The organism is Cyclobacterium sp. L-R (genome assembly GCF_056859355.1).
Genome location: NZ_JBSXOH010000072.1, coordinates 31459 through 52504, shown reverse-complemented (window position 1 = coordinate 52504; position 21046 = coordinate 31459). Strand labels below are relative to the sequence as shown.

General features: G+C 39.8%; 18 protein-coding genes and 1 tRNA gene. 2 read left to right on the top strand and 17 right to left on the bottom strand.

The genetic code is table 11. From position 1 onward, the window contains the following. Positions 1-24 precede the first annotated feature (24 nt). Positions 25-918 (top strand): CRISPR-associated endoribonuclease Cas6, encoded by an 894-nt coding sequence (gene cas6, locus AC13EX_RS11765; protein WP_048640108.1) that lies wholly within the window; start codon positions 25-27, stop codon positions 916-918. Between the two features lie 292 nt (positions 919-1210). Here the strand turns inward: cas6 and AC13EX_RS11760 are convergent, their stop codons facing one another. The 10 genes from AC13EX_RS11760 to AC13EX_RS11715 all read right to left on the bottom strand — a co-directional run bounded on the left by AC13EX_RS11760 (position 1211) and on the right by AC13EX_RS11715 (position 11024). Then, positions 1211-2485 (bottom strand): type IX secretion system plug protein, encoded by a 1275-nt coding sequence (locus AC13EX_RS11760; protein ID WP_482892833.1) that lies wholly within the window; start codon positions 2483-2485, stop codon positions 1211-1213. A 40-nt stretch (positions 2486-2525) separates the two neighbouring features. Continuing rightward, on the bottom strand, positions 2526-4445 hold the full coding sequence (locus AC13EX_RS11755; RefSeq protein WP_482892832.1) for an ABC-F family ATP-binding cassette domain-containing protein: 1920 nt from the start codon (positions 4443-4445) through the stop codon (positions 2526-2528). Between the two features lie 79 nt (positions 4446-4524). Further along, positions 4525-5418 carry an aldose 1-epimerase family protein gene (locus tag AC13EX_RS11750; RefSeq protein ID WP_482892831.1) on the bottom strand — a complete coding sequence of 298 codons (894 nt, stop codon included), beginning with the start codon at positions 5416-5418 and terminating at the stop codon, positions 4525-4527. 90 nt (positions 5419-5508) lie between these two features. Continuing rightward, positions 5509-5590, bottom strand: a tRNA-Leu gene (locus tag AC13EX_RS11745). A gap of 251 nt (positions 5591-5841) precedes the next feature. After that, positions 5842-6387, bottom strand: a complete 546-nt coding sequence (locus tag AC13EX_RS11740) for a hypothetical protein (RefSeq protein WP_482892830.1) — start codon at positions 6385-6387, stop codon at positions 5842-5844. 6 nt (positions 6388-6393) lie between these two features. Further along, positions 6394-6864, bottom strand: coding sequence for an RNA polymerase sigma factor (locus tag AC13EX_RS11735; protein WP_482892829.1), 471 nt, complete (start codon positions 6862-6864; stop codon positions 6394-6396). 355 nt (positions 6865-7219) lie between these two features. Beyond that, positions 7220-8692, bottom strand: a complete 1473-nt coding sequence (locus tag AC13EX_RS11730) for a rhomboid family intramembrane serine protease (protein WP_482892828.1) — start codon at positions 8690-8692, stop codon at positions 7220-7222. A gap of 229 nt (positions 8693-8921) precedes the next feature. Further along, complete coding sequence (locus tag AC13EX_RS11725; protein ID WP_482892827.1) at positions 8922-9383, bottom strand: GNAT family N-acetyltransferase; 462 nt, start codon at positions 9381-9383, stop codon at positions 8922-8924. A 50-nt stretch (positions 9384-9433) separates the two neighbouring features. Continuing rightward, complete coding sequence (locus AC13EX_RS11720; RefSeq protein WP_482892826.1) at positions 9434-9919, bottom strand: methylated-DNA--[protein]-cysteine S-methyltransferase; 486 nt, start codon at positions 9917-9919, stop codon at positions 9434-9436. 409 nt (positions 9920-10328) lie between these two features. Further along, positions 10329-11024, bottom strand: coding sequence for an XRE family transcriptional regulator (locus AC13EX_RS11715; RefSeq protein WP_482892825.1), 696 nt, complete (start codon positions 11022-11024; stop codon positions 10329-10331). Between the two features lie 119 nt (positions 11025-11143). On the opposite strand from AC13EX_RS11715, the gene dinB reads away from it, so the two are divergent. Beyond that, positions 11144-12334: a DNA polymerase IV gene (gene dinB, locus AC13EX_RS11710; RefSeq protein WP_482892824.1), complete on the top strand. Its 1191-nt coding sequence runs from the start codon at positions 11144-11146 to the stop codon at positions 12332-12334. Positions 12335-12549: 215 nt separating this feature from the next. On the opposite strand, the gene AC13EX_RS11705 is transcribed toward dinB, so the two are convergent. The 7 genes from AC13EX_RS11705 to AC13EX_RS11675 form a co-directional block, all read right to left on the bottom strand. Beyond that, positions 12550-12681 (bottom strand): hypothetical protein, encoded by a 132-nt coding sequence (locus tag AC13EX_RS11705; RefSeq protein WP_303614662.1) that lies wholly within the window; start codon positions 12679-12681, stop codon positions 12550-12552. An 83-nt stretch (positions 12682-12764) separates the two neighbouring features. Beyond that, entirely contained in the window at positions 12765-13628 is an 864-nt protein-coding gene (locus AC13EX_RS11700) for a hypothetical protein (RefSeq protein WP_482892823.1), read from the bottom strand. A 236-nt stretch (positions 13629-13864) separates the two neighbouring features. Further along, positions 13865-14248 carry a hypothetical protein gene (locus tag AC13EX_RS11695; RefSeq protein ID WP_303614660.1) on the bottom strand — a complete coding sequence of 128 codons (384 nt, stop codon included), beginning with the start codon at positions 14246-14248 and terminating at the stop codon, positions 13865-13867. Next, positions 14245-14970 (bottom strand): hypothetical protein, encoded by a 726-nt coding sequence (locus AC13EX_RS11690; protein ID WP_482892822.1) that lies wholly within the window; start codon positions 14968-14970, stop codon positions 14245-14247. The genes AC13EX_RS11695 and AC13EX_RS11690 overlap by 4 nt, the downstream gene beginning before the upstream one ends. A 1210-nt stretch (positions 14971-16180) precedes the next feature. Continuing rightward, positions 16181-17233 (bottom strand): 2-oxoacid:ferredoxin oxidoreductase subunit beta, encoded by a 1053-nt coding sequence (locus AC13EX_RS11685; protein ID WP_303614658.1) that lies wholly within the window; start codon positions 17231-17233, stop codon positions 16181-16183. After that, on the bottom strand, positions 17208-19073 hold the full coding sequence (locus tag AC13EX_RS11680; RefSeq protein ID WP_482892821.1) for a 2-oxoacid:acceptor oxidoreductase subunit alpha: 1866 nt from the start codon (positions 19071-19073) through the stop codon (positions 17208-17210). The genes AC13EX_RS11685 and AC13EX_RS11680 overlap by 26 nt, the downstream gene beginning before the upstream one ends. Continuing rightward, positions 19070-20851 carry an FAD-dependent oxidoreductase gene (locus AC13EX_RS11675; RefSeq protein ID WP_482892820.1) on the bottom strand — a complete coding sequence of 594 codons (1782 nt, stop codon included), beginning with the start codon at positions 20849-20851 and terminating at the stop codon, positions 19070-19072. The genes AC13EX_RS11680 and AC13EX_RS11675 overlap by 4 nt, the downstream gene beginning before the upstream one ends. Between the last annotated feature and the right edge of the window lie 195 nt (positions 20852-21046).

Below are 21046 nucleotides of genomic sequence, written 5' to 3'. Positions count from 1 at the left end.
GTTTAACTTTTCATTTTTATAGTCGTGAGAATTAGATTAATATTTTCCTTAAAGAACAAAGGTGCTTACTTACCCTTTCACCATCAGTACATCTTAGCTCAGTTTCTCAAAGGTCTGATCGTTAAAGGAGGCCAGGAAGAGTTTTTTAACTACAATTACTTCAACTTTTCTGGGCTAAAAGGCCAAACAAAAGTTAGTAGAAGTGGGTTGCATTATTATTCCAGTTTGGTTACACTTGTGGTTTCAGCACCTGATGAACCTTTTATAGATTATCTATTGAAGCAGGTTTTTAAAACTCCCAAAATTGAATTGGGTAATTTAATATTATCGCCTGAATATACTGAGAAAGAGATCGAGCCACCTTTAGAGACATCCAATAAATTTGTTTGTATCTCTCCATTGGTTTTGCTTACTCCTACCTTTGATGATGAGTCAGGTAAAAGATTTATTAACCCTGACACCGATGAGTTTTCTGATCTTTTGTATGAGTCTACGCTCACAAGAATGGAGAAATCTGGCTGGTACAATCAGGAACAAATGGAATCTTTTTATAAATTCCAGGTTGTACCGGACATGGTTTACGTAAACAAACTTCGTGAACAACAGAAAAAATTCGCAAGAATCTATTCTGTCTATGACATGGATGTGAAGTATGAGGTTAGAGGTTATACCTTGCCTTTTACCTTATATGCTGCAAGCGAAGTCCAGGAATTTGTATTTAAATGTGGATTAGGGGCATTTACCCATAAAGGTTTCGGGATGTTGGATTTGGCTAATAATATGCCAAGTCAGCGTACAGAACCCTATAAGTTTAAAAGAGAAGGATTTGTGCCTTACAGAGCACAAACTCATGAGCCTCGTAAAAACGACGAAAGAGCGGAAAACGAGGATGAAAAGCCTGAAGAAGGAAACGATTAAAACTGAATACCCGGTGATTAAGCCGGGTATTTTTTTTGTTTAGACTGATTTGAACAGATGAAAAATATACGGTTTTTCTCATTAAGTTTGGTTCATTTTTTCGCGTAAAACCATTGATTCACTAGCGGGCTGCTGCCCTGCTGTGATTGGAGTGGTTTTCTCATAGCGCTAAAAGCAAGCTTGTATTCCGTGTTTGTGAGGGCTGAATCGCCTTTCTGGGGTATACGTATAATTTCTATTGGATGGCCGAAAGGGGTAAACAATCATCCCCTTCTTTGAAGGTGAAATTTACTTAAAACCTCCTTTTGTTAGGGTTGATGACGGTATAACCTATCAGTTCATCATACCTCGAACCCATATTCCGGTAATAAAAAAAGATTTCGTATTCGTTTTCAGTCTGAAAATGATTGTCTTCAAAGGCTTCTATGTCCCATCCATCCGTTGTCTGAAAGCCATATTGATAATCATACCAGCCCTGCTTTAAAAATAAACTTGTCTGGTAAAGTCCCTTTTTTTTGTTGTATACCATCTTAGCCTCAGGGATTTTACCCCAATTGGTCAGGGCGCCTAAGATATATGGAGGCTTAGGTAGCTCAGGAGATTCTAGATTAAAGTTCAGTAATACATACTCACTTTCCAAAAGATGATTCTGCCTTTCCATATTGAAAACACCAAATTGTCCATTGAGGTCTAAGTATTCTAAATAGGGCAATCCTTTTCTGTCTTTGTCCACTGCAGCTTCAGCAAAGACAACATCTTCTTCCATGCTAACCTTGGCAATATTCCGTCCACGAGTACGTACGAAGCGCAAGTCAACAAAGCGAAATTCATTGCCCCCCATAAAGGTATTAGAGCCGTCAAATAATTGGTATTGTAACTGTTTGATATCCTCTCGGATGTGAGTGAATTTCAAACCGTAAATGGCATTGTCCCATCTTTGATTTTGACGAATGACTACCTTGGTATTATTTAGTGGATCAATCAACTCACGATTACCATAGCCGATATTGAGGTTGATTTGTTGGGCAATTCTACGGTTTTCATTTATGCTAGGAGGAACAATTTCTGCGCCTATTCCAACCTGATTTTGGTAAACCATGAATCTTTTTGTGAAAATCACATCTGATTCTTTCCTTCCTCGGTATACTTTAAGAATATAATTCCCAGATCTTGTGACGGTAGGTATCTGAAAAGTATAATGAATATAAGGTATTCTGGTATTGATACCATATTCATAGGAGTTGATGTTGTACTCATTGTATTGGGTCAGGAAATCCGGATCTTTAAGCCCAGATTGGGTCCAGTCAGCATCACAATGTATCAATTTAGCCAAGTACCTGTCCGTCTCAAAAGCAATGTCATCGAAATGCAATTCCAATGGTACAGGGCTATTGAGAGAAATAACCGGAGTTGTCATTTGTGCTGAAAACTCACTGCTTGCTGGATAAAGCTGTACAGTTCTTATGTTTTCATCATAGACCTGATCTTCCAATACTTCCTGTGCAGACAATAGTTTTGTTGTAAAAAGTATTAGAAAAAAAACAAGCTTAGTCAATGGGCTTCTCATTGGTTAGGTATAGGTTTTGTGCCAGTGAAAGCACTTAATTTTAACTTTGCATGGTCTCTATTTGTTCAGCAAGTGCTTCCCATTTCTGGTTGAGTACAATTTCCTCTTTTTGTATTTTGCTGTACTTTTCATTGAGCTGTTGCAATTTCACCTCATCTTCATAAACGGAAGGTTGGGCCAATTCATGCTCTATATCTGTTTTTTTCTTTTCCAAAGCAGTAATTTGCTGCTCCAGACTTTCCAGTGATTTCTCTTTTTCCTTTAGCGCTTTCTTCTGAGCATGGTCATCTTGCTTTGCAGCCGAACTTTTTGGTAAAGGTTTTGGTGCTTTTTTTACAATGGCTTGAGGCTTGACTTCTTTTTCTGCTTGATTAGCACGCCAGTAAACGTATTCATCATAAGTACCTGGATACACCTTGATTTGTTCGTCTTCAATATACCAAATTTTATTGGCGACTCCTTTGATAAATAACCTGTCGTGAGAAACAGTAACAAAAGTACCTTCGTATTGCTGTAAAGCTTGAATCAATATATTGACAGACTGTATATCAAGGTGATTGGTAGGTTCATCCAGTAATAGGAAGTTAGCTTCAGAAATCAAGGTTTTGGCGAGTGCAACTCTTGATTTTTCCCCTCCAGAAAGCACCTTTATCTTCTTAAAAACATCTTCATTGGTAAAGAGAAAACAGCCCAGAACATTTCTCAGTTCGGTTTCTGATTTTCTACTGCCTGCCTGAGACATTTCTTGAAGGATTTCGTTGTTAATCCCTAGCGCTTCCAATTGGTGCTGTGCAAAGAAGGCTTTTATCAAGTTGTACCCTTCTTCTCTTTTTCCTTCTATAGGTTCAGAACCATTGATAATCCTCAGAACGGTAGATTTACCTTTTCCATTGGCTCCAATTAGTGCTATTTTATCTCCTCTCTCAATTCGGGCGGTGGTGTTTTTTAGAATCTGAAGGTTACCAAAGGCTTTGGAAACATCCTCCAATATAATAACATCCCGACCTGATTTCTGAGAGAAAGTAAATTTAAAATTAACAGATACCTCATCTTTTTCTACTTCGGAGATTTTATCCAACCTATCCAAAGCCTTTACCCTGGATTGTACCTGATTGGATTTGGTAGCTTTGGCACGGAAACGTTCGATAAAACGCTCCGTTTGCTTGATCATCTGCTGTTGATTTTCGTAAGCATTTTGCTGGATTTCTTCTCTCTCTACTTTCTCCTTTTTATAGAAAGCATAGTTACCGGCATAACTTGTGAGGTTGCCTCGGGAAACCTCTACAGTAGTTTCTGTACTATTGTTCAAAAAAGTTTGATCGTGAGAAACCACAATCACAGCACCCTCATAGGACTTAAGGTAATTTTCCACCCATTGTATGGAAGGTAAGTCAAGGTGGTTGGTAGGTTCATCCAGCATGAGCAAAGATGGTTTTTCCAAAAGTAACTTTGCCAACATCACACGCATCCTCCATCCTCCGGAAAATGTTTTTAAAGGACGACTCAAGTCAGCCGTTTGAAATCCTATACCTTCTAATACTTCCTCAGCCTTGGCTTTTATAGTGTACCCTTCCAGTGCTTCAAACCTTTCTTGAAGATTGGCCAATTTTTGGATGATTTCATCAGAATAATCTGTTTCCATTGCCTTAAGTACTTTGTCTATTTCTTCCTGTAAGGTCAAGGTTTCTTTGAAAGCCTCAAGTGCAACATCGAGTATACTGTCTTCTGATTGGTAAGACAGCAAGTCCTGATTAAGAAAACCTACGCTACAGTCCTTTGCTTTTTGGATTTCACCTGAGCTAGGTTGAAGGTCTCCATAGATGATTTTTAATAGGGTAGACTTGCCTGTACCATTGAGCCCTACCAAACCAATTTTGTCTTTTGGCTTGACGTGAAGGGAAGCATTTTCATAAAGAGGTCGACCCCCAATATAATAAGAGAGATTGTTGATGGATAACATTCCGCAAAATTAAGAAAACTATATGGTATATGGCAGGATTAGAAAAAGGAATTCAATAAACTTGTCTTTTTTCCTGTTTTTACCCCAAAAGATCCGCTTGAAAGCTGGCTTTATGACTAGCTTGAGGAGCCAATTGTACAATCCCTAATTTATTTTCAAGGGTGCCATCATGATCCGTGGTCGCTGCAATTCCATTCCAAGGCTCTAAACATAGGAACTTTGCGCCTTTTTCTTTGGTCCATAAGCCTAGCCATTTAAAGTCTGAAAATTGCATAGCGAAACCCTTACCTGTTTTGAGACTGCAAACACTTACGGTCGTAACTGGGTCAACATCTATTATTAGTGCATCATTTTCAAAAAGCTTGTAATCAAGATTCAATTTCCCCTCTTGAAGGGCTAAAGAACTTTTCTTGGTAGAGATCAGGCCTCCTTCCAGGGTGTACAATGGGAGGTTAGTAATGCTCTTGTGACCAAAATCCAATTGGTAATCTGAAAATGATTCTTTATCAGGTTCAAGTGGACAGCCAAAACCTGGGTGGGCTCCTATACTAAAGAACAAGGTTTGTTCTCCTGAGGGATTGTGTACATGATAGTCCACATTCAGGCCGTTTTCGCTAAGCCTGTATCCAATAGAAAGCTCAAAGTCAAAAGGATATACTTTTTTGCTGGTTTCGTCAGCCCTGAGAATCATTGTGAGTTTCCTATCCGTTTTTTCAGTTAACTCAAAATTGCGGTCTCTGGCAAAACCATGCTGTCCCATAGCGTAAGACTTGCCTTGATAGGTGTACTGATTGTCTTTCAACCTGCCCACGATAGGGAACAGTACGGGTGCATGTCTGCCCCAGACGTCAGGATTTGCTTGCCAGAGGTATTCCTGTCCGTTTTTCTTAAGGGAAATACATTCAGCACCCAGGGTGGAGATTTGGGCTTCCATTTTACCAAATGTCAAGTGATGGATGGTAGCAGCAGTCATGGCTTTAATGAGTAAAAGATGAATAAAAAAGGAATATAAAATAAATTGACCATCAAAAAAAAACCTTTCCTGAATTTAGGAAAGGTTTTGTACGCACGAGAAGATTCGAACTTCCACACCCGAAGGCACCACCCCCTCAAGGTGGCGTGTCTACCAATTTCACCACGTGCGCAGATGGGAAGTGCAAAAGTAGAAGATAATTTCAGCTGTGCAAACAAAAATGAATACAAATTAATTGGGAAGGTATGATGTGGAGAAAATAATTGAAATAGAACCCAGGATCTATTAATCTGTATCCATTAGTGGTTCAGTTAGCGTTGGTGACAAAAATTCAAAAATCCCTGTCTTGATTAATGCATATAACGCCACAATTTAGAAATACAAACTAAAGGATTCCAGCCAATAGTGGTTCAGTATACCTAATTAAACATCAAATTCCTTTAGGTTGGTTTTTATTTTACTAATTCTTTTGCTCCAATTTCTACTTGATAAATAGACTAACAGAAACAAGGATAGAAGCATACAGGCAATTGAAGCATATTTTTCTTTTGTAAAGTCAATAGACGAGGAGAAAAAGGAAATCACCGCACAGCCAAAAAGAAAGGAAGTCAAAACAATAGCTATAGTTATTTGCTTTAATTTCGATTGAAAATTAAAAAGTGATTGTTTTAAATTGTCGCCATTGATAGGGTTTCTCAAAACTAGCCAGCCCACAAAACGGACAAAGATGTATAAACTGGTAGCGCCTATCAAAAGTAAATTTGCCCACAAGGGTTTAGTTTCCCCATCAAAACCATCGTAGTAAACGGCTATAAAAACAATCAAAAGAATGGCCTCAATTAAAAATTTTAGTTTCATTTTTTTAATCGTTGGGTGGTTTTTCACTTTTGTCATTATCAATAATTCATTTTGGCTTTTTTTTCCAGTACTTGATTGATCCCAGGTTGATTTTAATTTATCGAGTTCCATAGCTTTTTATTTTAAAATGTTTTTGAGTTTTTCTTTTATTCTATTAATCTTCACACCCACGTAATTTTCGGTTATCCCTGTGATTTCGCCAATTTCCTTGTAGGTAAAGTCTTCAAGAAATAAGGCGATGATAGCCCTTTCTGCCATATTCAATCTTCTAATGCCCTCAAACAGCCTTTCCTCACTTTCTGACTGTTCATTCACATGATTTGAATAAATTTCATTCGGAATGTTTTCGTTGTATTCGATTTCAATCTTGTTTTTCCTGAACACCGCAATGGCCGTGTTTAATGCAATACGATACATCCAGGTACTTACTTTTGATTCCTTTCGAAACTTTGGGAATGCCCTCCACAGTTGAAGTACAATTTCCTGGAACAAATCCTCCTGATCCTCTTTACTGTTCCGGTATAGTTTACAGACTTTAAAGATTATCCCCTGATTCGCTTCTACTATAGTTAGAAATTCCCTTTCCATAGCTTAATGTCTAGAATGAATTGAAAGCCAAATTTGATAATTACAGTCTTTATATCAGTTATTACATTATTTGTGAATCCTAAAATAATTTCAGAAGTATTTTTCTTATCGCAAACTATTGACGTCTTTTTATGTATTTCATTTTTTAACTTAACCTGCTTGATTAACGAAAGGTCAAATATGGATGTGCGTAGGGATGGAGATATTGCTAAAGACATAGGGAGAAGATTGAAATATTCATTTCCCTATAAGTTGTCCAAAAAGTAGCAAATCTTACAAATGCCAATTTTATTTTTTAAATATTTGGCACGATTGGCTAATAAATTTTACCTAATAGCTTTTTTTGGTGAGGGAGTTATTTAATGTTAAGCTCATTAAGAATGGCCTCAATCTGATCGTTCGTTTCTGTGATTTGTGAGCTATAGTCGTCAGTGCTTTCTTCAATTGCTTTATAAATCAATTGGCAACTTTGGATTCTTAATTCACAGTATTGTAATAATTTTTTATTTCTGTCCAGGATTGGATCTGGCAAGTACAACAGGTTAGCTTCATTAATAATTTTTTTATTTTCATTCCAATAATAAAGACTTCTCGTTTTAATTTCAAAGAGCAAATCCTCTTCAGGAGTACTTTCAGGCATTTCAAACATTTCTAAAGCCATTGATTCAAGTTCAACAAATCTTTCCACCAAGGAACCGTATTTTTCAAATTGGTAAGGAATAATGCTCTTAAAAATCAATGTACACAACGCTATGGTAATGACAATAGCAAACGCAATATGGTTTAGTTTTGATCGTAGGTCATCATTTCTCTTTAAACTTGGCACCATTGAATAACCAATCACAATACCTGAAAGAAGACCTCCAATATGAGCAGCATTGTCTATATTTCCTTGAAGCCCTAAAATTAAATTATAACCAACAAAAGACGCTATACTTATCAATAAGGCACTCCGTAAATGTCTCTCAATTAAGTTTGTTGTAAGCAAAGCCAGAAAAACACCATATAAACCAAATATGGCTCCAGAAGCCCCTGCACTTATCGTTAGATCATGCCACCAAAGACTTGTTGCGCTTGCTACAATACCCGTAAGTACATAGGATGAAATCAACCTTGTTTTCCCCAAACGTGGTTCTAAAAGAAGGCCTATATAGAGCAAAGCAATTGTATTCATTAGCAAATGAAAAATGCCTATGTGTAAGAAAATGCTGGTAAATAAACGCCACCATTGACCATCAAGGGTTAGGGGTCGGAAATTGGCTCCCCATAGAATTAAACTATCGCTATCAGGCGCAAAAACATCCACACCTTTTATTGCCATGATAAGAAATACGACAATGTTTAAATCAATGATTATGGGGGTGATGAAATAGCCATGGGTTGGTTTAAATATAGATAGAATTCCCGTAATTTTTTCCTTAATGGAAGATGAGGAGTGGGTTAATATAACTTCTTCTTTTGAAATAAATATAGGTTTTATTTCTTCAAACTCTTGATCCAATTCCTCTATGGTAAAACTGTCTTTAATTTCATTAAAGGAGTAAATGAAGTTTGAAATGTTTTCTTTATTCTTCCCCCAGTCAATTATTTGAATGCCTGTACATTCACTTTTAAGTTCAACCGTTTTGTATAGGATTTTGATGTTTACTTCCTCACTGAAGGAGCGCATTGACATTTTTGTATAGGCAATAAATCCATCTTCACGGATGGAGGAAATTTTCCATTTGAGCTTTCGGGCAACCTCAATGGCAATAACAAGAAAATTTTCGGAGGTTAGATTGTCCAATGGTATTTCTTGAACATGTTTCGAGGAAAATTCAAATGCCATATTGTGATTTTTTTATCTCTTCATTGATACTATAAAAAAAATATTATATATAGCTACAGCTCAATTGAATTGATTCGATTTATTCTACTTCTAATATATAAATTTATTGTAAGGTTTTATAGAATGTATTTGTAAGAGGTGCGTGTTTAGCGAAATATTTCGACTAAAAAACAGTTTTTTCAATAGCCATAATTTTATGTTTTTTTTTGCACCAAGTCAGAGAAAATAACTAAAAAATATATTCCATTTTAATGTCACAGCGCTCATAGGTCCCACATTCCATGGGGGTTTCTTTAAAGCCCATTTTTCGGTACAGGGCTATCGCGGGAGCCAATAGACTGTTGCTGTACAGGATCACTTTAGTAGCGCCTTTAGCTTTGGCCCAATCCAGTGCAGCATTACCGAGTATATGGCCGATGTTTTTGCCTTGCGCTTTGGGTGATACACCCATTTTAATCAATTCGTATTGGCTCTCATTTATTTTTTTCAAAGCCACCGTACCTACAATTTCCTTTTCCCATTCTGCAAATAAAACTTCCCCACCATGATCCCTGATGGTTTCCTGAGGTTTTTTCAGTTGGGCAATGTCAAAAGCTTCCATAACAAAATACTTTTCTATCCACTCCTGATTGATAGAGAGAAAGTAAGGGGCCAGGGCTGCTGTATAGAGATGGATATTTATTTTTTCCATCTTTAAAAATACGGATGTTGATAAAAAGAAGAAAGCGTTTGACTGGAAATTTAAAAGCCCAAATTATACTGCTGACCTGGCTGGTCCATGGCTTCCATTTGTAGTAGCTTGAGCTTTCTCCACAGCCCTCCGGCATAGCTGGTCAACTCTCCCGTACTGGCGATAATCCTGTGACAAGGGATAACAATCAATAGTGGATTGGCACCATTGGCGGCACCTACAGCACGGGCAGCAGTAGGTTTAGAAAGGGCATTGGCTATCTCCTGATAAGAAGCCGTCTGTCCAAAAGGGATCTTATTTACTTCCATCCATACTTTTTTCTGGAATGTGCTACCACCAATGGCTACCGGAATATCGAAAACCTTGAGGTCTCCATCGAAATAACGATTCAATTGACTGATGATGTCTAGAAAAAACAGGTTATTTATCTTTTCTGTTACAGGCTCTTCCGTAAAGCTACAGGACAGCAAAAAACCATCTTCAGCTACAAGTCTGATATTACCTAAGGGCGATGTAATTACTACTGTTTCTTTCATATCCTCTACAATTTTAAAACCAAGACAAGCTTTAATCTCTACTAATGCAGTGTTACTGCCGACGCTTCATGAAATACGATAATGTTTAACCCTTTTGACCTCGGAGATGCAATTGCTGGCTTGCGACTGTGTTGCTCAGTATCTAACATTCCTAATTTCCTGAATATTATCACATCCCCTGAAGAAAAACCAGAACAAGCTGAGAAATGTCTGGAAACCCTATTGCACCATGCGTGTCAAAATAAAAATCAATACATGCGGTTTTCGGCACATCCTATTAAGGGGCCGGATAAGTGTACTTATTATTAACAGATTATGGCAGAAAATGTTGCCTTTAATTATACTGTCGGTGGGTTCCTACTTACTAAAGATAGCTTTTATTTCACTTTATACCAATTTATTGCGGCACTTATACCATCATCATACGGTATTTCCATACTTCCCTTACTGCCTCTGCTTTTACTTCAAAAGGGGGATATAAGGGGTTGCTTGAACAGAGTAAAAGCTGCTTTTTATTGTTTAATTGGTTGTAAGTCAGCTTGAACGTAACCCCATCCTGCTCGGTGACAATAACGTATTTCTCACCGTCACGTATGGCTGTCCAATCGTCTATGTATTCACAAATGATCCATGCCCCGTCAGGGATCGGTTCCATAGAGTCTCCATCTACCTGAAAAACCCTGTATTTTTTGTCCTGTGGGAGAAAGGGGAGGTGAAACCGAGGCAAATCCCCAATAAAGTCGGGATCTGAAAATCCTGCCAGGTAGCTTGCTTTGGCTTTTTGGGAGACTACTTCAATGAGTTCACGTCCCTGTGCATCCACCGTGGTAGTGAGGATGCGTAAATCTCGGCCTTTGAGGTAGCGACTGGTTTCCAATACCTCCCTGAGCTTGTGCGCAGGATATTTTTCTAGGTTTTCTTTCAAGATCAGATCTACCGATACCTCCAGGTATTCACAAATCTTCACCAATGTATCCAGCGGAGGGCTGATACTTAGTTCATAGCCGGCAAGCTTGGACCTGCTGATGTTCAGTGACTCAGACATTATGGACTGTGTGATTCCTTTTCTTTTGCGCAGTAGTTTGATGTTGCTGTGAAGGTACATGGTCAAATTTTTTAATGAAATCAATGGTTTAAATATAAAACAATTGTTTAAATTATAAACAATAAAATGTCAATAAAATTAACAAAATAGATTGTAAATAATAGTAGGAGAGGAAGGTAATGGCAGAAAGACGAAACATTGTACACATGGATTTAGACAGTTTTTTTGTGTCGGTAGAGCGTTTGTACGACAGTCGGCTTATGGGTAAGCCTATCCTGATCGGAGGGTCCGGAGACAGGGGAGTGGTGGCTTCTTGCAGCTATGAGGCCCGGAAATTTGGTATTCATTCTGCCATGCCCATGCGTACGGCCAGACAGCTTTGTCCGGAGGCTTTGCAGATTAGAGGTGATTTTGCTAAATACAGCCAGAAGTCCAGTGAGATCACTGACATTGTCCGTGAGAGTGTGCCGCTTTTTGAAAAATCATCTATAGATGAATTTTATGTGGACTATACGGGCATGGACCGGTTTTTTGGCTGTTATAAGATGGCGCAGGAGCTGCGACAAAAGATTATCAAAGAAAGTGGTTTGCCCATTTCTTTAGGGCTCTCACAAAATAAAACCGTATCCAAAGTGGCCACGGGAGAAGCCAAGCCCAATAATGAGAAACAGGTGCCTTATGGAGAAGAAAAACCTTTTTTGGCGCCATTATCTGTGAGAAAGATTCCCATGATAGGGAAGAAAACTTCCCATACGCTGTACAATATGGGGGTAAAGAAAATCCACACCCTGCAGACTATGCCTGCGGAATTGTTGGAAGCTGCCTTTGGTAAAAATGGACTGATGATTTGGGAAAAGGCCAATGGTATCGACCGCTCGCCCATTACGCCTTATTCGGAAGCCAAATCCATTTCTACAGAAAACACCTTCGAACAAGATACCATTGATGTAGGCCTGCTGGAAGCCACACTTACGGCCATGACAGAACAGCTGGCAAGTAAGCTGAGGCAGCAGCAAAAACTGACTTCTACTGTATCCGTTAAGATCCGGTATTCTGATTTTGATACCCATACGGTACAGCGCCGGGTATTTTATACTTCAGCAGACCATGTCCTCCTTCCCCTGGTAAAGGCGCTTTTTCAGCAACTGTACCAACGGCGTTTACTGATTCGTTTGATAGGTGTTCGCTTTAGCGGGCTGGTGCATGGGCATTATCAGATCAACTTATTTGAAGATACAGAAGAACGTATTTCTTTGTACCAGGCCTTGGATCGACTCAATGGCAAGTATGGAGACAAAACGGTCTGCAGGGCTGTGGGCATGCATGTAGGGAGTCGGAAATTTAACCCGTTTAATGGGAAGGAAAACTGAGTCAGGGCTATCCCGAAATTCTAAAGCATAGAGAAATGTAACGTTACTTAGCTAGCTGACATCAGGATTTTGGCGTATACACTGTATTTACCACGGGTTTCACACGTGGCTACAAGATTTTGCCCTTTCCTTCGCTCTATTCATTTCCTTTAAAATCACTTCCGTTACTCTGTCCTTAGTACTGCTATTGGCTATTTCCCAATACATCCCCTCAATCATGCGAAATACATTTTCTTTGTGTTTCTCGGTAATTCTCCTAAAACCATGTTTTTACTTTTTCCAAGTCTTGGGAGTGAACCAAAAGCGGGAACAAAACCAACCCTAATAATATGCTTAGTTTTTTTCATATCTATTCCTTTTTTTTCAAAAAAGCCCGAACTTTTTGCCCGGGCTTCCGAAATATTCTGGTATTGGATTTTCTTATGATAATTTATTTTACAATTACCCTTTTTGTTTCTACAAAACCGTCTTTAAAAATTGCTTTGATATAGTAAGTTCCTTTCCCTAAGTGAGCAAGACTCACCTTATTGCTTTTTCTAACTATTACCTCTTCAGATAAATCGGCAACTTTTATGTTGTTTCCATTGAATACTTCTATGGAAACTGGTAAAGATGGACCTTCCCCATCGTAAGTCATATCTTCCATCACAAGCTTTTCTTCTAAATCAGCAAATTGGATCGTTACTTCATCATCTGTCGGAACAGGGTAAATCATCATAGATGCTCCCGGTGGATCATAAACATAGATACTTGTTTGAGCTGAAGGTACTGTACATCCGTTGCTCATAGTTACAAATATATATCGGCCTTGCTGATTATATGCCGGTTTATCAAAAAGCACTGTGTTTGAATACTGACCATAAATGGATATTCCTGGAACACTTGGCTGGGTTGCAAATGAATAAGTAGTATGTGGGGTTCCATAAACATCAATTCGGTGTGAACCAGTATTTGCTTCGAATGAAGGGTAGGTTCCATATGATATTGTCCCGTTGTCTATTTGTGCGTGGGTTAACTTCGAAGGGAAGTTACACCGATAGTAACTAGCCGGGAGACCATATCCTGGAGGAACGTCACCCGGAGCATGTCTAGTGAGCGTTGCCCATCCCCATTTGGACATTAGCCGATTTGTTACGTTTATAACTACAGCAGAATGGTCTCCACTGTAACGGACAAGTACACCTGGCAATGTAGTGTTGGTTGTAGTTTTGAAACTTTGATCATTGATATAAGTACTAACTGCATTATATGTGGGATCATCTAATGCTACTTGTCTTCCATTTGAAGGATACATGTTCCAGGCATATCCGTGACAATTATAATTATCATTTACGCTTGCAACAATTACAGGGGTGGGTCAATAAAGGCCATTGTTTAAATCGTCATAAAATGCGTTTATTGTACTTTGGGGAGTGTTATATGTGAAATATGAATTAGTTGGAACCAAAGTGCCTTTTGGAGTATATACATTTTGCGCTAATAAAGTCGATGTGATTAGTGTGCTAAAAATTATAAATGCGTAGAGCTTTTTCATGGCCAGTTTTTGGTTTTTAAAACTTTTACTATTCTCATGTTGTCAATAAAATCATTGTAAGAGATTCCCTTTAATGTACTATTTAGGGCTACATCTCCATTACAATTAAATATGGTAGACGCAGGGGAAGAACTCAGAGTACCATCCAAAACGATATAACCTTTCCTTTCGAATTCAACTACCATAATACGGTACGTTTGCCACAATTGCTCATACTCGGCATCGAGGTCACCCAGCCATTGCAGATCGTTGATGGGATCAGTGGCATTGCAGGAAAGCAACAGCTCGTTTAACTCCGGATCATCTTGATCCACGCTATTGCAGGATTGTGAACAGAAGGCCAATAAGGCGATCGCTAGAATATATATTCTTGTTTTCATCGGTTTTGGGGATAATTAATTTGATTGATAATATTATCTACAAAATCATTGCTTACAACACGTATGTTTGCTACAAAATTTTCTAGCTCGTTTTTTTTATAGATTTTGTTTTTTAAAGTAGGTTGTCCATTAAACACATTGGCGGCCAGAAAAGCGGTAGTTAGCTTTCCCAAGCCCAGTAGCTCTTCCTCGTTAACGGATTTTTCTGTGTATTTTCTTGATACGCCTTCCAATATTTTCTCAGATTCTTCCAGAGATAAGGTTTTGTCCAAACTAAAATCAGTTAGCATCAACTCTATTGCTGAAACTCGTAACGCAAACCTTCCAATCTCAGCACTTTCCCCCAATTTATTTATTTGAGAAAAATCCATCCTGTTGTAATGATCGAAAATAATATTAAGGCTTTCCGGTCTAGACTTTAGTTCTCCATAAGCATTCAGTGTCACCATTGTTCTTTGGTATCCATCAAACGGGTTATCCGATAAGATATAACTATTAAAGAAAGGGTAATTTAAAATAAGATCCAGCAATTGTTGATCCGATAGCTTGGGCAGTACGTCCTCAGGTACTTGAATGGCTTTTACCCTATCTGCGGTAGTGGGTAGTGTAGCCCATTCCCTACTTCCAGGTCGAATAGGATAATCCCAACTCGTTTCTTGAGAGAAAAGTGGGGTAAAGGACAAAAAAATAGCTATAAAAGCTAAAAATATGATTTTTTTCATGGTTTTTGGGTTATAGAGTATTAAATAATCATTAACTATTATTTCTTAAATTACGTGTTATTAGGGAATTAGTTTTCATTTTTAGAAAATTTTTTTGGAAAAATACGATTGAGATTTTCAATGCGTTGCAATTTGTTTCATGGGTCTCTTTTGGAGATAGGTTTTTGAACTTGTATATTTTCCCCATAATTAATTAAGGCATTCCTTTCTGGGAATGTGCCAAAATACAGTTATGATTTTTTCTATCTATCTTTTCAATTATGATCGTTGACTCTATCTACAGGCAATTTTTAGTCTCCAATAAGTATCTAATTCGTATTTCCTCATTAGAAGATAAACTTGGTATTACTGGGAAGTCTATTCACAAGTGAGTTGTGGGCAAAAAAACCTTCCCTCTAAATGGGAGGAACCTTTGAAAAGCATTCTTTTTCTTATGATTGACGAACAGAATGAATTTCACATGATGATTTATAAAACTGGAATTGCAGGTTTTGGTTCAGTTTCGCTCTTTGCATCATAGTGAGTTGAAGCTTTTATATTTTTCTAAGCGTTTATTTCAGGATGCTAACGTTGTTTATCTTAAGTATTGAACTCTCATTCAAACTATTCTTTCAGATCAATTTTTACGGTTTATTGATTTTTTGAAAGCAGAATGATTCCAGGAAAGCCAGGATCTTTTTTAAGTATGATAGTCTTTATGTATGCTGCAGAATTATCAGTGTCTGGTTTTTGATAGTAAAGTTGTTTTATGGAGATCTTCCGGAAGGGAATTTTTGATAGTAATTTCTTTTGCTGGACTTGGGGCTTTCCTTCAGCGGGCTATCCCTCCAATCTTTCCCTACGCTCTGCCTTGCCGAAAGGATTTCCGTTCCTATCCCTAAGCCGTTTTCCCACGCCTACAGCACATTGCCTTTCCATCGGTTCGGCCAAAGAGTGACTCGTCCTAGCGGACTGCCTCCCGAGGATTTCGCAAAGGCATTACTAGTCAAGGAGAAATTTGATGCTGGGATGCCAATGCACCAAATAGCGAAAATGGAATTCGAATCAATTTTGAGGTCATACGAACAGATTCATGAAATTTCAAATGTTGTTAACCATCCCATTGGTTATCACCTTATTTTAGAATTAGAAGGAATAAAAAACAAAACCCCATCTCTAGTAAAAGCGATGGGGTTTTGTTTGTTTCGAATGTGATGGTGTCAGGATTTTTTTACCTGAATCCCGCATTGATGGTGTCCAGTTTTTCCGTTCCCGGACACAACGTATTTTCCTTCATGGTATTTAAAGGTGTATCGGAAGTGTCGATAATGTCATGCAAGTCACCGTATTCCGTATTGATGTACAGTAAGCCGGTGAGTATTTCATCCTTTAATCGTGCTTGCTGAATAGCATTGGCTGCGGATACCCTGTCTTCGGGGTCCCAGTCCGGTGCCAATTTGTGTAATTTCATCTCAGAGCCATCATGTAGCGATACAGCCGTGCCCGTACCTTCCTCATACTCGGCATGAATGGGTTTTTCTTCGGGAACAAAATCCAAAGTGCCCGTGGCTTGCATGTGTTCACGTACATAATCATAGGATTTGGTGGATCCGGGATTGTTGTTGAAAGTGACACACGGGGACATTACATTAATAAAGGCCAGGCCTTTGTGTTGTATACCAGCCTTGATAAGTGGAACCAACTGCTGTTTGTCACCACTGAAACTCTGGGCAACAAAGGTGGCTCCTAATTCTACTGCCAGACTGGCAAGGTCCACAGGTTGAAATGGATTGATAGACCCTGCTTTACTTTTAGACCCTACATCGGCAGTAGCTGAATCTTGCCCTTTGGTAAGGCCATAGCAGCCATTGTTCATCACAATGTAGACCATGTTGAGGTTTCTGCGGATGGCATGCACAAACTGTCCCATACCGATGGAGGCTGTGTCACCATCTCCTGAAACACCAAAATATACCAGGTTTTTATTGGCCATATTGGCTCCTGTAGCTACGGAAGGCATTCTGCCGTGCACAGAGTTAAAACCATGGGAATTGCCTAGAAAGTAGGCCGGGGTTTTGGAAGAGCAACCAATGCCGGAAATTTTAGCTACCAGATGGGGCTCAATGTCCAGTTCATAACAAGCCTGCACGATGGTGGCACTGATACTGTCATGTCCACAACCTGCACAGAGCGTAGAAATACTTCCTTCATACTCTTTAAGGGTATACCCAAGCTTGTTTTTGGGCAATTTTGGGTGTCTAAATAAAGGTTTCAGATAAGTCATGAGCTACGGCGGTTTTTTGCTTTAAATAATTGGTGATTTGGGAAGCGATGTCGTCTGCAGTGATGGGCATGCCATCATAATTCAGTACAGGGGCTAGTTTTGCAGGATTGGTTTGCATTTCATTAATGATCAGGCTGCGAAGCTGCCCATCTCTGTTTTGCTCGATGACAAACACAAGCTTGTGAGATTGGATAAAGGCCTCAGTAGCTTCTCCAAAAGGGAAGGCTTTGATGCGAATGGCATCCAGGTGAATGCCTTTTTCTGCCAGCAAATCTTTGGCTTCTTCTGAAGAATAGGTGGAGGTTCCGAAGAACAACATGCCTATTTCCTGCCGGTTTTCTTCTTGATACAAGTGGGGTTCGGGCATTATTTTTTTTGCCGTTTCCCACTTGGTTTGCAGGCGTTTCATATTGCGCACATAGGCTTCGCTGTTTTCAGTGTACACGGCATACTCATCTCGGGAGGTTCCTCTGGTGGTGAAGGCGCCTTTGGATGGATGAGTGCCGGGATAGGTTCTGTAAGGAATACCATCTCCTTCATTGTCCAGGTATCTGCCGTACCTGCCCATGGCTTCCAACTCTTCCCTGTTCAATACCTTTCCTCTGTCATATTTCTTTTCAGCATCCCATGTAAATGGCTCGCTCATATGATCGTTCATGCCCAAGTCCAGATCAGTCATCAAAATGATTGGCGTTTGAAGGCGATCTGCCAAGTCAAATGAGATGGCTGTCATGTCAAAACACTCCTTGGGAGTAGAGGGGAATAACAATGGATGCTTGCTGTCTCCATGGGAGGCGTATGCAGCGATGGTGATGTCCGATTGTTGCGTTCTTGTAGGCATGCCGGTACTGGGGCCGGCTCTTTCCACGTCTATCAGTACAGCAGGTACTTCTGCAAAATAGGCCAAGCCTATAAATTCACTCATTAATGAGACCCCCGGGCCACTTGTGGCGGTTAGGGATCTTGCCCCATTCCAGTTGGCACCGATGACCATTCCCATGGCTGCCAGCTCATCTTCTGCCTGAACGATGGCATAGTTTTTCTTTCCTGTTTCGGGATCTATGCGGTATTTGCTTGCGAATTTTTCAAATGCCTCTGCCACAGAAGTTGAAGGGGTGATAGGGTACCAGGCCATTACCGTAGCCCCACCATATACGGCACCCAGTCCACAGGCTGTATTGCCATCTACCAATATTTTATCCTTGACGAGGTCTCTTCTTTCCAGTCTTATGTGTAGGGGGTAGTCAAAATGCTTTTTTGCATAATCCATTCCCAGTTGCAGGGCTTTTACATTCGGAGCTATCAGCTTTTCTTTGCCGGCAAATTGCTCCTTGAGCAATGTTTCCAATACCTCAAACTCTATGTTTAGCAAAACAGAAAGGGCGCCTACATAGATAATGTTTTTAAACAGTTGTCGCTGCCTTGGGTTGCTGTAGTTTTCATTGGCCATTTCCATCATAGGGACTCCCAAATAATGGATGTCCCCTCGGATCATATCTGTGTGCAGTTTTTTGGTGCTATCATACATCAAGTAGCCTCCGGACTGGACGCTTTCGATGTCTTGTCTCATGCTTTGGGCATTGACAGCCACGAGCAGGTCTATGCCTTCTCTGCGTCCCAGATAGCCTTTTTCACTGACCCTAACTTCATACCAGGTGGGAAGCCCTTGTATATTGGAAGGGAAAATATTTTTAGGGGTGACGGGAATTCCCATCCTGAAGATGGCTTTGGCAAATAGAAAATTGGCACTTGCTGACCCGGTTCCATTGACGTTGGCAAACCGGGCTACAAAATCATTTACCCTTGCTTTAGGGTGAGCAATGGTTTGTTCCTCATTCATATGTTTCCTGCTTTTGTTACACTGTAAAAATATTGTTTCATGTCCCATGCGGAGGTGGGGCACCTTTCTGCACATAGTCCGCAGTGAAGACATACATCTTCATCTTTTACCATGACACGTCCGGTTTTGAGTGTTTCTGATACCAAGATATCCTGTGATTTATTGGTTGCTGGTACCAGTAGTTTCTGTCTTAATTTATCCTCCTCCGGCTCGTTTCCTGTAAATGTGATACAGGTTGTAGGACAGACGTCCATACAGGCATCGCACTCTATGCAGAGATCAGCAGAGAAATCTGTTTGTACATCGCAGTTTAGGCAACGTTGAGCTTCTTTAAATCCTGTGGGCAAGTTAAATCCTAGCTCCACTTCTTTCTTTCGATCTACCAATGTCAGGGCTTTTTCTGCCTGTGGAACCAAGAATCTTTGATCGATGGTTACTGGGCTGTCGTAGCTCCATTCGTGGATACCCATTTTGGTGCTGAACAGCTTGGTAAACGGAGCAGGCCTTTGCTTTAGGTCTTTTTCTTCGCAAAAGAGGTGCATGGATACTGCAGCCTGGTGTCCATGAGCCACTGCCGTGATAACGTTTTCTGGTCCAAATGCAGCATCTCCACCAAAAAACACTTTAGGGTTTGTAGACTGAAAGGTTACCTTATCTACTGTAGGCATTTCCCATTCGTTAAACTCAAGCCCTATGTCCCTTTCTATCCATGGAAAGCTGTTTTCCTGACCTATAGCGATAAGTACTTCGTCTGCTTCTATAAAAACATCCGCTTCGCCGGTTGGAATTAGCTTTCTTTTGCCATTGTCATCATAGACAGCTTCCACCTTTTGGAATTTCATGCCTATAAGCTTGCCATTTTCCACTTCAAAACTAAGGGGGACATGGTTGTCAAATATATCAATGTCTTCATGCTGAGCATCTTCTTTTTCCCAAGGAGAGGCTTTCATGTCCTTGAATGGGCTTCTAACGACTACTTTTACACTCTCTCCACCCATTCGGCGAGAAGTACGGCAGCAGTCCATGGCGGTGTTACCACCACCCAAAACAATTACCTTTTTTCCAATCTTTTTGGTGTGTTCAAATGCTACACTGGCCAGCCATTCGATTCCGATATGGATATTGGCATCGGCTTCTTTTCTTCCTGGAAGTTTGGGAAGATCTCTACCTCTTGGAGCTCCAGTACCTACAAATACGGCATCATAGTCTTGCTCTAGAATGCCTTTAAGGCTATCTACATAATGCATGAATTGGGTGTGAATACCCAAATCCAAGATGTAATTGACTTCCTCATTGAGGACTTCTTCAGGTAAGCGGAATGCAGGTATCTGACTTCGCATCATACCTCCTCCAGCTATTTGTTCATCAAAAAGATGGATTTCATAGCCCAAAGGAGCAAGGTCTCTTGCTACTGTCAAGGAAGCTGGCCCTCCGCCTATAAGGGCGATTTTTTTACCATTGGAAGGGAATGGTGCATGAGGCATTAGGGCTTTGACATCTCCTTTGTTGTCTGCGGCCACTCTTTTTAACCTACAGATTGCTACAGGTTCTTCTTCTACTCTCCCTCTTCTACATGCCGGTTCACAGGGACGGTCACATGTTCGGCCTAAAACCCCTGGGAATACATTGGATTCCCAATTGATCATGTAGGCTTCGGTGTATTTTTCTTCTGCAATTTTTCGGATGTACTCAGGGACCGGTGTGTGGGCTGGACAGGCGTACTGACAGTCCACTACCTTGTGGTAATATTCCGGATTACTCGTATCGGTAGGCTTCATTATATATATTGGGTTTTGACCTTTACTTCATGGGTGCAAAGGCCGTTATTGCTAATTCAGAATAATTTTAGAAAACTTAACCCTGCAAAACAAATTATTGGAGAACATTTTTAACACTTAGCGCATTTTCCTTTCTGTGTTAGGTTGTTTCTATTCGTTTTAATATTTCTATTTACTGATTCTTCTTCCAAATAA

What these genes read in the sequence shown, in the direction of transcription:
- AC13EX_RS11760 (WP_482892833.1), bottom strand. Translation starts at nt 2,485, where the DNA reads ATGAGAAGCCCATTGACTAAGCTTGTTTTTTTTCTAATACTTTTTACA.
- AC13EX_RS11755 (WP_482892832.1), bottom strand. Translation starts at nt 4,445, where the DNA reads ATGTTATCCATCAACAATCTCTCTTATTATATTGGGGGTCGACCTCTT.
- AC13EX_RS11750 (WP_482892831.1), bottom strand. Translation starts at nt 5,418, where the DNA reads ATGACTGCTGCTACCATCCATCACTTGACATTTGGTAAAATGGAAGCC.
- AC13EX_RS11740 (WP_482892830.1), bottom strand. Translation starts at nt 6,387, where the DNA reads ATGGAACTCGATAAATTAAAATCAACCTGGGATCAATCAAGTACTGGA.
- AC13EX_RS11735 (WP_482892829.1), bottom strand. Translation starts at nt 6,864, where the DNA reads ATGGAAAGGGAATTTCTAACTATAGTAGAAGCGAATCAGGGGATAATC.
- AC13EX_RS11730 (WP_482892828.1), bottom strand. Translation starts at nt 8,692, where the DNA reads ATGGCATTTGAATTTTCCTCGAAACATGTTCAAGAAATACCATTGGAC.
- AC13EX_RS11725 (WP_482892827.1), bottom strand. Translation starts at nt 9,383, where the DNA reads ATGGAAAAAATAAATATCCATCTCTATACAGCAGCCCTGGCCCCTTAC.
- AC13EX_RS11720 (WP_482892826.1), bottom strand. Translation starts at nt 9,919, where the DNA reads ATGAAAGAAACAGTAGTAATTACATCGCCCTTAGGTAATATCAGACTT.
- AC13EX_RS11715 (WP_482892825.1), bottom strand. Translation starts at nt 11,024, where the DNA reads ATGTACCTTCACAGCAACATCAAACTACTGCGCAAAAGAAAAGGAATC.
- dinB (WP_482892824.1), top strand. Translation starts at nt 11,144, where the DNA reads ATGGCAGAAAGACGAAACATTGTACACATGGATTTAGACAGTTTTTTT.
- AC13EX_RS11705 (WP_303614662.1), bottom strand. Translation starts at nt 12,681, where the DNA reads ATGAAAAAAACTAAGCATATTATTAGGGTTGGTTTTGTTCCCGCTTTT.
- AC13EX_RS11700 (WP_482892823.1), bottom strand. Translation starts at nt 13,628, where the DNA reads ATGTATCCTTCAAATGGAAGACAAGTAGCATTAGATGATCCCACATAT.
- AC13EX_RS11695 (WP_303614660.1), bottom strand. Translation starts at nt 14,248, where the DNA reads ATGAAAACAAGAATATATATTCTAGCGATCGCCTTATTGGCCTTCTGT.
- AC13EX_RS11690 (WP_482892822.1), bottom strand. Translation starts at nt 14,970, where the DNA reads ATGAAAAAAATCATATTTTTAGCTTTTATAGCTATTTTTTTGTCCTTT.
- AC13EX_RS11685 (WP_303614658.1), bottom strand. Translation starts at nt 17,233, where the DNA reads ATGACTTATCTGAAACCTTTATTTAGACACCCAAAATTGCCCAAAAAC.
- AC13EX_RS11680 (WP_482892821.1), bottom strand. Translation starts at nt 19,073, where the DNA reads ATGAATGAGGAACAAACCATTGCTCACCCTAAAGCAAGGGTAAATGAT.
- AC13EX_RS11675 (WP_482892820.1), bottom strand. Translation starts at nt 20,851, where the DNA reads ATGAAGCCTACCGATACGAGTAATCCGGAATATTACCACAAGGTAGTG.